This is a genomic window from Pseudomonas sp. HR1, assembly GCF_030175875.1.
Classification (GTDB): Bacteria; Pseudomonadota; Gammaproteobacteria; order Pseudomonadales; family Pseudomonadaceae; genus Chryseomonas; species Chryseomonas oryzihabitans.
The window spans coordinates 107,216-120,291 of sequence record NZ_JASNRF010000007.1 but is presented as its reverse complement, the minus strand read 5'-3'; the positions used below and the strand labels follow the sequence as shown (position 1 = coordinate 120,291).

The following is a 13,076-nucleotide window of genomic DNA, read 5'->3' as shown; positions in this document are numbered from 1 at the left end:
GCCTAGGCGCCGGCGAGAAAGGCCCGCAGCTCCGGTAGGCGGGCCTGGGCATCGGCCCGTCCCAGCGCCATGAGTTCCTGGCAATAGGCCGCCTCGAACAGCAGATAGCTGAGCAGTGCACTGCCCGAAGGCCGGTTCACCCCGACGCCGCGCAGCAACTGCCGCAAGGCCGGCGGCAGGCGCTTGCGATGGTGGGTGGCGATATCCGCCAGCGGCTGGCTGGGCGCGATCACCAGCATCTCCACGGGACGGCAGAACCGTCCGCTGACCGGATCCCCCGCCGGCAGCGCACTGCTCAGCAGATTGAGACGCCGCAGGGTTTCGGTGTCGCTGTCCAGGGCATCGACGAAGGTGCTGTTGAGCAGGTGGCCGCCGATCTGCGCCACCGTCGGCGGCCGACCCTGCAGGCCGTGCTCGTGCCCCCCGGGCGCGCCGAGCCCTATGACCAGGATGCGATCCGCCCCCAGATGCAGCGCCGGACTGATGGGCGCCGTCTGCCGCACCGAGCCATCGCCCAGGTATTCACGCCCCACCTTCACCGGCGGAAAGAACAGCGGAATGGCCGTGCTGGCGAGCAGGTGGTCGACCGCCAGCCGCGCCGGAACCCCGACGCGCCGATGGCGAAACCAGGGATCCAGGGCGCCATGACTCTGATAGAAGGTCATCGCCTGGCCCGAGGCGTAACCGAACGCCGTGACTGCCACGGCGCGCAGGGCGCGCTGGCGCAAGGCGGCGGTGATGCCGGAGAAATCCAGCTCGCGGCTGAGCAGGGCTCGCAGCGGGGCGTTGTCGAGCAGGGCCAGGGGCTCCTGGCGCCAGGCGCCGAACAGCGTCTGCAGCCCGAAGCGCACGGCCTGGCGGGTCGCCCCCGCCCAGTCGCTGCGATAGATCATCGCCGTGTCCAGCCCTGCCCAGACCGCCGCCAGGCGATCCACCGCGCGGCCGAAATCCAGGGCGCCACAGCCCAGCACGGCGGCGTTCAGCGCCCCCGCCGAGGTACCGACGAGAATCGGAAAGGGATTGTCGGAACGGACCGCCAGGGTGTCCGCGACCACCTGCACCACCCCGACCTGATAGGCGGCCCGCGCGCCACCGCCGGCCAGAATCAGCCCCGTGCGCCCTTCGCCGCCCAAACTCATCTAGCGCTTCTTCTTCGGATAGAGCTTGGGCTCACCGGCCGGGCGGGTCTTGAAGCGCCGGTGGGCCCAGAGGTATTGCTCGGGCAACTGGCTGACGCAGTGCTCCACCCACTGGTTGATGCGCAGGCAGTCGGCTTCCTCGCTGTCGCCAGGGAAGTCGGCCAGCGGCGGATGGACCACCAGGCGATAACCCGAACCATCCGCCAGGCGTTCCTGGGTGAAGGGCAGCACCCTGGCCCGCCCCAAACGGGCGAACTTGGTGGTGGCCGTCACCGTCGCCGCCTGGATGCCGAACAGCGGCACGAAGAGGCTCTGCTTGGCGCCGTAGTCCTGATCCGGCGCGTACCAGATGGCACGACCGGCGCGCAGCACCTTGAGCATGGCGCGCACGTCCTCGCGCTCGATGGCGGTGGCGTCCAGGTTGTGGCGCTCGCGACCACGGCGCTGGATGAAGTCGAACACCGGATTCTTGTGCTGGCGGTACATGCCATCGATGGTGTGCCGCTGACCGAGCAGCGCCGCACCGATTTCCAGGGTGGTGAAATGCAGCGCCATGAGGATCACGCCCTGCCCGTCGCGCTGGGCGGCCTGGAGGTGCTCGAGGCCTTCGATGTGGGCCAGCCGGGCCAGGCGCTGCCGCGGCCACCACCAGCTCATGGCCATCTCCAGCAGGGCCATGGCGCTGCTGGCGAAGTTGCGCCTGAGCAACAGGTCACGCGCCTGTTCGTCGAGCTGGGGAAAGCAGAGTTCCAGATTGCGGCGGGCGATGGCTCGGCGCTGCCCGGCGACGTGATAGAAGATCCAGCCGAGTCCCCGGGCCAGACGCAGCAGCACGGCGTAGGGCAGTTGCACCACCAGCCAGAGCAGACCGAGCCCCAGCCAGAGCGGCCAATAACGTGGATTGAGAAAGGCGAGGCGGAAAGACGGCCGCTCCATCGGAACTCCTGCATGAAAAAGTCGCGCCATTCTACAGGCCTCGCGCAGATTTCCCGTAGCCTTCACAGTCACGGCCCCCCGCACCCGGTGAGGGTTGCGACACGCGGGGCATCCCGCTATAAGTCCCGCCATCCAAGCACAAGTACCCACCATGACCGCAGCCGATCCTTCCGAAAGCGACTCCGTCTTCCAGCTCAAGGGCAACATGCTCGCCGTGACCGTGCTGGAGCTTCTCCGCAACGACCTGGGGCGCCTGGACCGGCAACTGGCCCAGAAGGTCGCCCAGGCCCCCAACTTCTTCCAGGAAACGCCGCTGGTGCTGGGCCTGGACAAGCTCGCCGAGGATGCCGGCCCGCTCGACCTGGGCGCCCTCCTCGATCTCTGCCGCCGTCATGGCCTGCGCACCCTGGCCCTGCGTGCCAGTCGCAGCGGGGACCTGGCCGCCGCCAACGACTACGACCTGCCGATCCTGCCGCCCAGCTCCGGCGGCCGCGAGCGCCAGGTCGAACCACGCGATCGCGAACCGGTGAAGCCGGCGGAACCGCCCAAACCGGTCGTACCGCCCGCCCCGCCGATCAATCCCACCAAGATCATCACCGCACCGGTGCGCGGCGGCGTGCAGCTCTATGCTCCGGCCGGTGATCTGGTGGTGCTGGCACCGGTCAGCCCGGGCGCCGAACTGCTCGCCGACGGCAACATTCATGTCTACGGCCCCATGCGCGGCCGGGCACTGGCCGGCGTCAAAGGTGATACTAAAGCGCGGATTTTCTGCCAGCAGCTGACCGCGGAACTGCTTTCCATCGCCGGCCAGTACAAGGTCGCCGAAGACCTGCGACGCCATCCACAATGGGGCAATCCGGTGCAGGTCAGCCTGGTGGGAGATGTGTTGAACATCACCCGTCTTTAACGGATACTTCCGCGAATTTTTCGCAGTTGGCGCCTAAGCCGCCAACGGCAACACGAAGCGCGACACTGCCTGCAATCTCGTCACCGAGGGCACCGAGTCGCTTCAGTTATTACTTTCGATCAAGGTGAATCAGTTTGGCCAAAGTACTCGTAGTCACCTCCGGCAAGGGCGGCGTCGGCAAGACCACCAGCAGCGCCGCCATCGGTACCGGTCTCGCCCTGCGCGGCCACAAGACCGTCATCGTCGACTTCGACGTCGGCCTGCGTAACCTCGACCTGATCATGGGCTGCGAGCGCCGCGTGGTGTACGACTTCGTCAACGTGATCAACAACGAAGCCACCCTGAGCCAGGCCCTGATCAAGGACAAGCGTCTCGAGAACCTGTTCGTGCTGGCCGCCAGCCAGACCCGTGACAAGGACGCCCTGACCCAGGATGGCGTCGAGCGCGTGATCAACGAACTCAAGCAGACCTTCGATTTCATCGTCTGCGATTCCCCCGCCGGCATCGAGAAGGGCGCCCACCTGGCGATGTACTTCGCCGACGAGGCCATCGTGGTGACCAACCCCGAAGTCTCCTCGGTCCGCGACTCCGACCGCATGCTCGGCCTGCTGGCCAGCAAGTCGCGGCGCGCGGAAAAGGGCGAGGAAGCCATCAAGGAACACCTGCTGCTGACCCGCTACAACCCCGAGCGCGTGACCAAGGGCGAAATGCTCGGCGTCGAGGACGTGGAAGAGATCCTGTCCATTCGCCTGCTGGGCGTGATCCCCGAATCCCAGGCGGTGCTCAAGGCGTCGAACCAGGGTATTCCGGTGATTCTCGACGAACAGAGCGACGCCGGCCAGGCCTACAGTGATACCGTGGAGCGACTGCTCGGCAAGGAAGTGGCCTATCGCTTCCTCGACGTGAAGAAGAAAGGCTTCCTGCAACGTCTGTTCGGGGGTGGTGGCGAATGAGCATCTTCGACTTCTTTCGCGATCGGAAGAAGCAGAACAGCGCTTCGATAGCCAAGGAGCGGCTGCAGATCATCGTGGCCCACGAACGCGGGCGCCACGAGCAGCCGGACTATCTGCCGCAACTGCAGAAGGACCTGCTGGAAGTGATCCGCAAGTACGTGCCCATCGAGCAGGACCAGATCCAGGTCGAACTGGAAAACCAGGGCAGCTGCTCGATCCTCGAACTCAACATCACCCTGCCCGACCGCTAAGGCGCGTCTTGCAGGACAGCGGCGGCCCCAGGGCCGCCGTTGGCGTTTAAGCCATGTCGAATCCGCTGCGCCCGTCAGGCGCGGGCCGGCTTCGCAAGCAGGCCCCCAGGAAGCCCATGCCCCTCTCCAACATCCGTATCATTCACCAGGACGACGCCCTGCTGGTGGTCGACAAGCCCACCCTGCTGCTATCGGTCCCCGGTCGCGCCGAAGACAACCGTGACTGCCTGGTGACCCGCCTGCAGGAAAACGGCTATCCGGAGGCCCGTATCGTCCACCGCCTGGACTGGGAGACCTCCGGGGTCATCGTGCTGGCGCGGGATGCCGACAGCCACCGCGAGCTGTCCCGGCAATTCCATGACCGGGAAACGGAAAAGGCCTATAGCGCCCTCTGCTGGGGCGAGCCGGAGGCCAACAGCGGTCGCATCGAATTGCCGCTGCGCTACGACCCGCCGACCAAGCCGCGCCACGTGGTGGATCACGAACTGGGGCGCCATGCCCTGACCTTCTGGCAGGTGCTGGAGCGTTACGGTCACTACAGCCGGGTGGAACTCACCCCCATCACCGGCCGTTCCCACCAGTTGCGCGTCCATATGCTGAGCATCGGTCATCCGCTGCTGGGCGATCAGCTCTATGCCCAGGGCGAGGCGCTGGCGCTCCGGCCCCGCCTCTGCCTCCACGCCAGCCTGCTGACGCTGACCCATCCCGTCTCGGGCGAGCGGATGAGCTTTACCAGTCCCGCGCCTTTCTGATCCTTCGCTGGCCTACTGAGGCACTCGACCGGAGGAACGCCGCTTGTCGCAATGGACGTCCTACTACACCGCCACCGCCGCAGGCGGTCCGCGTGAGACCTTGCTGCAGGCGCTCTCGTCCTGGTCGAGTCCGCCAGGCTTGGCGCTGGACCTGGGCTGTGGCACCGGTCGCGACACCCTGGTGCTGCTGGAGCAGGGCTGGCAGGTGCTGGCCCTGGATGCCGAGCCCGAGGCCCTGAGCGCGCTGCGCGAGCGCACGCCGGCCCTGCTGCGGGGGCGCCTGGAAACCCGCCAGGCCCGCTTCGAGACGGTCACCCTCCCCCGCTGTGACCTCCTCAATTCCAGCTTCGCCCTGCCCTTCTGTGAACCGGCCCATTTCCCCGCGCTGTGGAACGGGATCACGGCGGCGGTCCGTCCGGGTGGTCTGTTCTGTGGCCAGCTCTTCGGCGAGCGGGACAGCTGGGCCAGCAAGGGCGTGACGGTAGTCGACGCCGCGGCCCTGCGGCGGTTTCTCCAGGACTGGGACGTCCTCCTGCACCGGGAAGAGGAAGAGGACGGCCATACCGCGGTCGGGCGGCCCAAGCACTGGCACATCCATCACCTGGTGCTGCAACGCCGCTGAGCAAGGCGGTGCCGCCGGACCCGGCGCTACGCTCGACTCCCCCGGGTCCAGAACCTAGACTGGACACCTTGTCGTCCGGAGTCGTCCATGCGTACCGATCAGATCCAAGGCCTCATCGATTTCCTCGCCAGTTCCCCCACCCCCTTCCATGCCACCGCCACCCTCGCCCGCCGTCTCGAAGCTGCCGGCTACCAGCGCCTGGACGAGCGCGAGAGCTGGTCCGTGCAGCCGGGTGGCCGCTACTACGTCACCCGCAACGATTCCTCGCTGATCGCCGTACGCCTGGGCGCCCTACCCCTGGAGCGCGGTCTGCGCCTGGTCGGCGCCCATACCGACAGCCCCTGCCTCAAGGTCAAGCCGCAGCCGGAGCTGCAACGGCAGGGCTTCTGGCAACTGGGCGTCGAGGTCTACGGCGGCATGCTGATGGCGCCCTGGTTCGACCGCGACCTGTCCCTGGCGGGCCGGGTGACCTTTCGCGCCGGCGGCCGGGTGCAGAGTCGACTGATCGACTTCCGCAAGCCGCTGGCGATCATTCCCAACCTGGCCATCCACCTCAATCGCGAAGCCAACCAGGGCTGGGCCATCAACGCCCAGAACGAATTGCCGCCGATCCTGGCCCAGGTGCCGGCCGGCGAGCGGCGCGACTTCCGCGCCCTGCTGGCCACCCGCCTGCAACAGGAGCACGGCCTCGACGACGCCGAGGTGCTGGATTTCGAACTGAGCTTCTATGACGTCCAGCCCGCTGCCCTGGTCGGCCTGGAAGACGATTTCATCGCCGCCGCGCGCCTGGACAATCTGCTGTCCTGCTATGCCGGTCTGGAAGCCCTGCTGGCCGACGAGGGCAACGAAAACGCCGTACTGGTCTGCACCGATCACGAGGAAGTGGGCTCCACCTCCTGCTGCGGCGCCGACGGCCCCTTCCTCGAACAGGTGCTGCAGCGCCTGCTGCCCGTCGGGGATGCCTTTACCCGCACCCTGCAGCGCTCGCTGCTGATCTCGGCCGACAACGCCCATGGCGTGCACCCCAACTACGCCGACAAGCACGATGGCAACCACGGCCCGAAACTGAACGCCGGACCGGTCATCAAGGTGAATGCCAACCAGCGCTATGCCACCAGCAGCGAGACCGCGGCCTTCTTCCGCGACCTCTGCCAGCGCGAAGGGGTGCCGGTGCAGAGTTTCGTGGTGCGCAGCGACATGGGTTGCGGCTCCACCATCGGGCCCATCACCGCCGGACAGCTGGGCGTGCGCACCGTGGACATCGGTCTGCCCACCTTCGCCATGCACTCCATCCGCGAATTGGCCGGCAGCCACGACCTGGGCCATCTGATCAAGGTACTGACGGCCTTCTATTCGAGCAGCGAATTGCCGCTCTGACGCCGGTCTAGTCCGGCACCTCGACCCTGACCTGGATGGCGTCGTGCCGCCAGAATTCCAGGTCGCAGTCGATCAGGCGTCCCTGCTGGTCGTGGTTGATGCGGGTGATGTGCAGCGCCGGACTGCCCTGGGCCACCCGCAGCGCCTGGGCCGCTTCCGGCAGCAGCGCCGTGGGCAGGATCTCGAAGCGCACCTCGCCGTAGCGGATATCGTAGCGGTCGCGATACAGCTCGGTGAGAGAGCGCTGCAGGTCGTGCTCCAGCAGGCCCGGGAAATAGGCGGCATTGAGGTAGTGCTCGACATAGAGCACCAGTCGGCCATCCACGCGGCGGACCCGGCGGATCTGATAGACGCTGGACAGCGCCGGCAACTCCAGCAGGCGGCAGATCTCCGCCGAGGCCAGCATCTGCCGCGCCGCCAGCACCTCGGTAGCCGGTCGGCGACCCTGGGCTTCCACCATGGCATGGAAATGGGTCCGCGCCAGGGGGTTGTAGGCCAGGCGCGGTGGGGCGACGAACCAGCCGCGGCGTTCCTCGCGATAGATCAGCCCCAGGGCCTCCAGCTGCAGCAGGGCTTCGCGCAGGGTGATGCGGGTGGTGGCGAAGAGTTCGCTCAGCTGGCGCTCGGACGGCAGGCGCTCCATGGCCGGCAGCAGACCGTGGGCGATCTGCTCCTGCAGGGCCTGGCGGATGGCGCCGGCACCTGGCGCACTTCTTTGGACTAGACCAGTTTCAGATTGGTGCACCCGTAACGCCTCGACTAGGGTTTGGTTGGAGACTAAGACGGCCAGATGACCGCTTGGTGACGACTGCAGCGCCCGTGCCAGCAGAGAACCTGGGCGGATTGCCATCAAATCGTCATACCCCGGCCCTAGATTGGCCTGTGTCTTGCTGACCTAGACCAAGCCCTAATCCCTGGAGCGCCCGTATGACCCGTCTGCTTGCTTCCCTGTTGGCCACAGCCGTTGCGGTACAGGCCGGTACCGCCTTCGCCGATACCGTCGATCTCAAAGCCCTCGAAGCCGCCGCCCGCAAGGAAGGCGAGGTGAACAGCGTCGGCATGCCCGATACCTGGGCGAACTGGAAAGGCACCTGGCAGGACCTTGAGCAGAAGTACGGACTCAAGCACCAGGATACCGACATGAGCTCCGCCCAGGAGATCGCCAAGTTCGCCGCCGAAGGCGAGAACGCCTCCGCCGACATCGGTGACGTCGGTGCTTCCTTCGGCCCCATCGCCGTGCAGAAGGGCGTTACCCAGCCCTACAAACCCAGCACCTGGGACCAGGTCCCGAGCTGGGCCAAGGACAGCGACGGTCACTGGGCGCTGGCCTACACCGGCACCATCGCCTTCATCGTCAACAAGCAGACCGTCAAGGACGTTCCCCATTCCTGGGCCGACCTGCTCAAGGGCAACTACAAGGTCACCATCGGCGACGTCAGCGCGGCCTCCCAGGCGGTGAGCGGCGTACTGGCGGCGGCCTATGCCAACGGCGGCGACGAAAAGAACATCAAGCCGGCGCTGGATTTCTTCGCCAAGCTGGCCAAGCAGGGCCGCCTGGCCTTCACCAACCCGGTGGTGGCCAACCTCGAGAAGGGTGAAGTGGAAGTCGGCGTGGTGTGGGACTTCAATGCCCTCAACTATCGCGACCAGATCGATCGCTCGCGCTTCGAGGTGCTGATCCCCTCCGATGGCTCGGTGACCTCCGGCTACACCACCATCATCAACAAGTACGCCAAGCACCCCAACGCCGCCAAGCTGACCCGCGAGTACATCTTCTCCGACGCCGGCCAGATCAACCTGGCCCAGGGCTATGCCCGACCGATCCGCGCGGAGCACCTGACCCTGCCGGCCGATGTCCAGGCCAAGCTGCTGCCCCAGGCGCAATACGCCAAGGCCCGTCCCATTGCCGACGCCAAGGCGTGGGAAGAGACCTCCAAGCGCCTGCCGCGGCTCTGGCAGGAACACGTTCTGATCAACATGCAGCAGTGACGTCATGAAGGTCATCCTGGTCGTGCTGGACGGACTCGCCCTGAGGGTCGCCGAACACGGACTCGGCTTCCTCCAGGCGCTCTGCCTGGCCGGCCGGGGTCGCCTTTACCGGATGGAATGCGAGTTGCCCTCGCTCTCCCGTCCGCTCTACGAATGCCTGCTCACCGGGGTGCCCCCGGTGCGCAGCGGCATCGTCCACAACGGCGTGGACCGGCTGTCCAACCAGACCAGCCTCTTCCACCTGGCCCGGGCCGCCGGCCTTACCACGGCGGCGGCGGCCTATCACTGGGTCAGCGAACTCTACAATCGCAGCCCCTTCGACCGGGCACGGGACAGGCACGTCAGCGACACCGCCCTGCCGATCCAGCACGGCCACTTCTATTACGCCGACCACTATCCGGATTCCCATCTGTTCGACGATGCCGAGCACCTGCGCCTGGCCCATGACCCGGACATCCTGCTGGTGCATCCGATGAACATCGACGATGCCGGTCACCGGCACGGGCTCTCCAGCCCCGAGTACCGCAACGCCGCGCGCCGCGCCGACGGCCTGCTGTCCCACTACCTGCCCGCCTGGCTGGACGCCGGCTACCAGGTGCTGGTGACCGCCGATCACGGCATGAACGACGACCGCAGTCACGGCGGGACGCTGCCGGAAGAACGCGAAGTGCCCCTGTTCGTCTTTGGCGCAGGCTTCTCCCTGGGCGAGGCGACGCCGCTGCAGGTGGAGCTCTGCGGCACCGTCTGCACGCTGCTGGGCCTCCTCGCCCATGACAAGCCCCTGTGTCGGGAGCTGCTGGCATGAAGCGGCCCCGACTCGCCCTGCTGCTGATCCTGCCTTTCCTGCTGGTGTTCGGCGCCTTCCAGCTGGCGCCCCTGGCCTGGATCGCCTTCAACAGCTTCAACTCCAGCGAAAGCGGCTGGGGCCTGGGCAACTACGCCGAAATCCTCGGCTCGCCCTTCTACCTGCAGGCCATCCGCTTCTCCCTGGAGATTTCGCTCTGGTCCAGCGTCTGCGGCCTGCTGATCGCGCTGCTCGGCGCCTATTCGCTGACCCGGGTCGACTCGCGGCTGCGCGGCTTCGTGGTGGCCTTCACCAACATGACCAGCAACTTCGCCGGGGTGCCGCTGGCCTTTGCCTTTATCATCCTGCTGGGCATCAACGGCTGCCTGACCCTGGCGCTCAAGCAATTCGGGCTGATCGAAGGCTTCAACCTCTACACCAAGGGCGGCCTGATCCTCATCTACACCTACTTCCAGATTCCCCTGGGCGTGCTGCTGCTGTTCCCGGCCTTCGAAGCCCTGAAGCAGGACTGGCGCGACGCGGCGGCGCTGCTGGGTGCCGGCACCTGGCAATACTGGCGGCACATCGGCCTGCCGGTGCTCAGTCCGGCGCTGGTCGGCACCTTCATCATCCTGCTCGCCAACGCCCTGGGCGCCTACGCCACGGTCTATGCCCTCACCACCGGCAACTTCAACGTGGTGCCGGTGCGCATCGCCGCCCTGGTCTCCGGCGACATCTATCTGGAACCCAACCTGGCCGCGGCGCTGGCCATGCTGCTGGTGGCCTTCATGACCCTGATCACCCTCGTCCATCAATGGCTGCTGCGGCGGAGTCGTCATGTCCAGAGCTGAGCGCCTCTACCATCGGCTGGTGGTCTGGATCCTGTTCCTGATCCTGTTCACGCCCCTCGCCGCGACCCTCATATATTCCCTGGCCACCCAGTGGTCGGCGACCCTGCTGCCGGCGGGCTTCACCTTCAAGTGGTACCTGCAGCTGTGGAGCGATCCGCGCTTTCTCGCCGCCTTCGGTCGCTCCCTGGCGATCTGCTTTGGCGCCCTGGCGCTGTCCTGCGTGCTGATCCTGCCGGCCATGTTCGCCATCGCCTATCACTTCCCGCGGCTGGATGCGCTGATGAACGTGCTGATCCTCTTGCCCTTCGCCGTGCCACCGGTGGTCTCGGCGGTGGGCCTGTTGCAGCTCTATGCGAGCGGGCCGCTGCCGCTGACCGGCACGCCCTGGATCCTGGTGTTCTGCTACTTCACCATCGCCCTGCCCTTCATGTACCGCGCCATCAGCAACAACCTCCAGGCGCTGAATCTGCGCGACCTGATGGACGCCGCCCACCTGCTCGGCGCCAGCTCCTGGCGCGCCGCCCTGCTGGTGGTGCTGCCCAATCTGCGCACCGGCCTGATGGTGGCGCTGTTCCTGTCCTTCTCCTTTCTCATCGGCGAATTCGTCTTCGCCAACCTGCTGGTGGGGACGCGCTACGAGACCCTGCAGATCTATCTCTACAACCTGCGCAACGGCAGCGGCCACCTGACCAGCGCCCTGGTGATCTCCTACTTCCTCGCGGTCCTGCTGCTGACTTGGATCGCCAATCGCCTGAATCGGGAGCGGACATGAGCTATCTCGCGGTCAAGGGACTGCACAAGCGCTACGGCGCCAATACCCTGTTCACCGACATCGAATTCCATGCGGAACAGGGCGAACTGGTGACCCTGCTCGGCCCCTCGGGCTGCGGCAAGTCCACCCTGCTGCGCTGCCTGGCCGGGCTCACCGAGGTCGATCGCGGCGCCATCGTGCTGGCGGGACAGGACATCACCCACCTGCCGCCGCAGCGCCGTGGCATCGCCATGGTGTTCCAGAGCTATGCGCTGTTTCCCAACATGACCGTGGCGCAGAACGTCGCCTTCGGCCTGCGCATGCAGCGCCTGGCGCGGGACGAAATCGAACAGCGGGTGCGCGAGGCCCTGACCCTGGTAGAACTGCAGGGCTTCGCCGAGCGCTATCCGCACCAGCTCTCCGGCGGCCAGTGCCAGCGCGTGGCCCTGGCGCGCTCGCTGATCGTGCGGCCGCGGCTGCTGCTGCTGGACGAACCCCTCTCGGCGCTGGATGCCCGCATCCGTCGCCACCTGCGCGAACAGATCCGCGCCATCCAGCAGGAGCTGGGCCTGACCACGGTGTTCGTCACCCACGATCAGGAAGAAGCCCTCACCCTGTCCGATCGCATCGTGCTGATGCGCGAGGGGCGCATCGTCCAGAGCGGCGATGCCGAGACCCTCTACACCGCACCGGTGGATGCCTTCGCCGCCGGCTTCATCGGCAACTACAACCTGCTCAGCGCCGACCAGGCCAGCCGCCTGTTCGGCCAGACCTTCCAGGGGCAGGTGGCGATTCGCCCCGAGGCCATCCGACTCGGCGTCGCCGGCGGTTTCAGCGGCCGCATCGTCGGTCACAGCCTGTTGGGCAACGTGATCCGCTACCGGATCGCCACCGAAGCCTGCGAACTCAATGTCGACGTTCTCAACCATGGGCCGACGGCCTTGCAGCCGAACGGCACAGCCGTCACCCTGGCCGTCGACTCCGACAGCCTGAGAGAAGTGGCATGACCCTGGCGATTTTCGATCTCGACGAAACCCTTATCGACGGTGACTGTTCCAGCCTGTGGAGCCAGCAGATGGGCGTGCTCGGCTGGGTCGACCGCGAGTCCTTCGTGCGGCGCGACAGCGAGCTGATGGCGGCGTACGCCCAGGGCGAGTTGGCCATGGAAGACTACATGGCCTTCCACCTCGAACCCCTAGTGGGCCGCACGCCCGAGGAAGTGGATTTCGAGGTCGGGCCCTGGGTCGAGGACGTCATCGAACCCCTGATCTTCAGCGACGCCATGAAGTGCATCGCCGCCCACCGCGCGGCCGGCGACCGGGTGATCATAGTCTCGGCTTCCGGGGTGCATCTGGTGGAGCCCATCGCCGAACGCCTCGGCGTGGAAGAAGTGCTGGCCATCGACCTGCAGGTCAATCACGGCGTCTACAGCGGCCAGGTGGAAGGCGTCATGACCTTTCGCGAAGGCAAGCTGACCCGCCTGCTGGAACTGCTCGGCGGCGACCGCAGCCTGCTGGCTGGCGCCAGCTTCTACTCCGACTCGCGCAACGACCTGCCGCTGCTCGAAGCGGTGGGCAAGCCGCACGTGGTCAACCCCGATCCGGTATTGCGCGAGCGCGCGGCACAGGCTGGCTGGCCGATCCTCAGCTGGCGGTAGAGTCAGTCAGACACGCATGTTATCGCGGCCATGGGCCGCTCCTACAGAAGCATCACCCCTCGTAGGAGCGGCCCATGGCCGCGATAAAGACAGTTGCGCCTACAGCG

The 13,076-nt window shown here is 66.6% G+C and carries 15 protein-coding genes; 12 read left to right on the top strand and 3 right to left on the bottom strand.

What is annotated here, in order from left to right:
• Positions 1-2: 2 nt before the first annotated feature.
• Both QKY98_RS21265 and QKY98_RS21260 read right to left on the bottom strand, forming a co-directional pair.
• On the bottom strand, positions 3-1,139 hold the full coding sequence (locus tag QKY98_RS21265) for a patatin-like phospholipase family protein (protein ID WP_284671544.1): 1,137 nt from the start codon (positions 1,137-1,139) through the stop codon (positions 3-5).
• The gene (locus QKY98_RS21260) at positions 1,140-2,075 is read right to left on the bottom strand and encodes a lipid A biosynthesis lauroyl acyltransferase (RefSeq protein ID WP_181084532.1); all 936 of its coding nucleotides are present in this window, start codon (positions 2,073-2,075) and stop codon (positions 1,140-1,142) included.
• Between the two features lie 151 nt (positions 2,076-2,226).
• On the opposite strand from QKY98_RS21260, the gene minC reads away from it, so the two are divergent.
• The 6 genes from minC (at position 2,227) to QKY98_RS21230 (ending at position 6,937) form a co-directional block, all read left to right on the top strand.
• Positions 2,227-2,982, top strand: coding sequence for a septum site-determining protein MinC (gene minC, locus QKY98_RS21255; RefSeq protein ID WP_027597674.1), 756 nt, complete (start codon positions 2,227-2,229; stop codon positions 2,980-2,982).
• Positions 2,983-3,116: 134 nt separating this feature from the next.
• Entirely contained in the window at positions 3,117-3,935 is an 819-nt protein-coding gene (gene minD, locus QKY98_RS21250; protein WP_007162176.1) for a septum site-determining protein MinD, read from the top strand.
• Complete coding sequence (minE, locus tag QKY98_RS21245; protein WP_007162175.1) at positions 3,932-4,186, top strand: cell division topological specificity factor MinE; 255 nt, start codon at positions 3,932-3,934, stop codon at positions 4,184-4,186. Before minD ends, minE begins: the two co-directional genes overlap by 4 nt.
• 116 nt (positions 4,187-4,302) lie before the next feature.
• The gene (locus QKY98_RS21240; RefSeq protein ID WP_284671543.1) at positions 4,303-4,938 is read left to right on the top strand and encodes an RluA family pseudouridine synthase; all 636 of its coding nucleotides are present in this window, start codon (positions 4,303-4,305) and stop codon (positions 4,936-4,938) included.
• A gap of 43 nt (positions 4,939-4,981) precedes the next feature.
• Entirely contained in the window at positions 4,982-5,560 is a 579-nt protein-coding gene (locus tag QKY98_RS21235; RefSeq protein ID WP_144960545.1) for a class I SAM-dependent methyltransferase, read from the top strand.
• Between the two features lie 87 nt (positions 5,561-5,647).
• Positions 5,648-6,937 carry a M18 family aminopeptidase gene (locus QKY98_RS21230; protein ID WP_284671542.1) on the top strand — a complete coding sequence of 430 codons (1,290 nt, stop codon included), beginning with the start codon at positions 5,648-5,650 and terminating at the stop codon, positions 6,935-6,937.
• 7 nt (positions 6,938-6,944) lie between these two features.
• Here QKY98_RS21230 and QKY98_RS21225 read toward each other — a convergent pair whose 3' ends face one another.
• Positions 6,945-7,682, bottom strand: coding sequence for a UTRA domain-containing protein (locus QKY98_RS21225; protein WP_044341329.1), 738 nt, complete (start codon positions 7,680-7,682; stop codon positions 6,945-6,947).
• A 182-nt stretch (positions 7,683-7,864) separates the two neighbouring features.
• On the opposite strand from QKY98_RS21225, the gene QKY98_RS21220 reads away from it, so the two are divergent.
• From QKY98_RS21220 to QKY98_RS21195, 6 genes are read left to right on the top strand one after another with little or no spacing between them, the layout of a single operon-like run.
• Entirely contained in the window at positions 7,865-8,926 is a 1,062-nt protein-coding gene (locus QKY98_RS21220; RefSeq protein WP_077173268.1) for an ABC transporter substrate-binding protein, read from the top strand.
• Positions 8,927-8,930: 4 nt separating this feature from the next.
• On the top strand, positions 8,931-9,731 hold the full coding sequence (locus tag QKY98_RS21215; protein WP_077173267.1) for an alkaline phosphatase family protein: 801 nt from the start codon (positions 8,931-8,933) through the stop codon (positions 9,729-9,731).
• Positions 9,728-10,561 carry an ABC transporter permease gene (locus QKY98_RS21210; RefSeq protein ID WP_027601261.1) on the top strand — a complete coding sequence of 278 codons (834 nt, stop codon included), beginning with the start codon at positions 9,728-9,730 and terminating at the stop codon, positions 10,559-10,561. The genes QKY98_RS21215 and QKY98_RS21210 overlap by 4 nt, the downstream gene beginning before the upstream one ends.
• A complete protein-coding gene (locus tag QKY98_RS21205; RefSeq protein ID WP_027601262.1) occupies positions 10,548-11,333 on the top strand; it encodes an ABC transporter permease in 786 nt (261 codons plus the stop codon). Before QKY98_RS21210 ends, QKY98_RS21205 begins: the two co-directional genes overlap by 14 nt.
• On the top strand, positions 11,330-12,319 hold the full coding sequence (locus QKY98_RS21200; RefSeq protein ID WP_027597664.1) for an ABC transporter ATP-binding protein: 990 nt from the start codon (positions 11,330-11,332) through the stop codon (positions 12,317-12,319). The genes QKY98_RS21205 and QKY98_RS21200 overlap by 4 nt, the downstream gene beginning before the upstream one ends.
• Positions 12,316-12,969 carry an HAD family hydrolase gene (locus tag QKY98_RS21195; protein ID WP_027601263.1) on the top strand — a complete coding sequence of 218 codons (654 nt, stop codon included), beginning with the start codon at positions 12,316-12,318 and terminating at the stop codon, positions 12,967-12,969. The genes QKY98_RS21200 and QKY98_RS21195 overlap by 4 nt, the downstream gene beginning before the upstream one ends.
• The last annotated feature ends 107 nt before the right edge of the window (positions 12,970-13,076 follow it).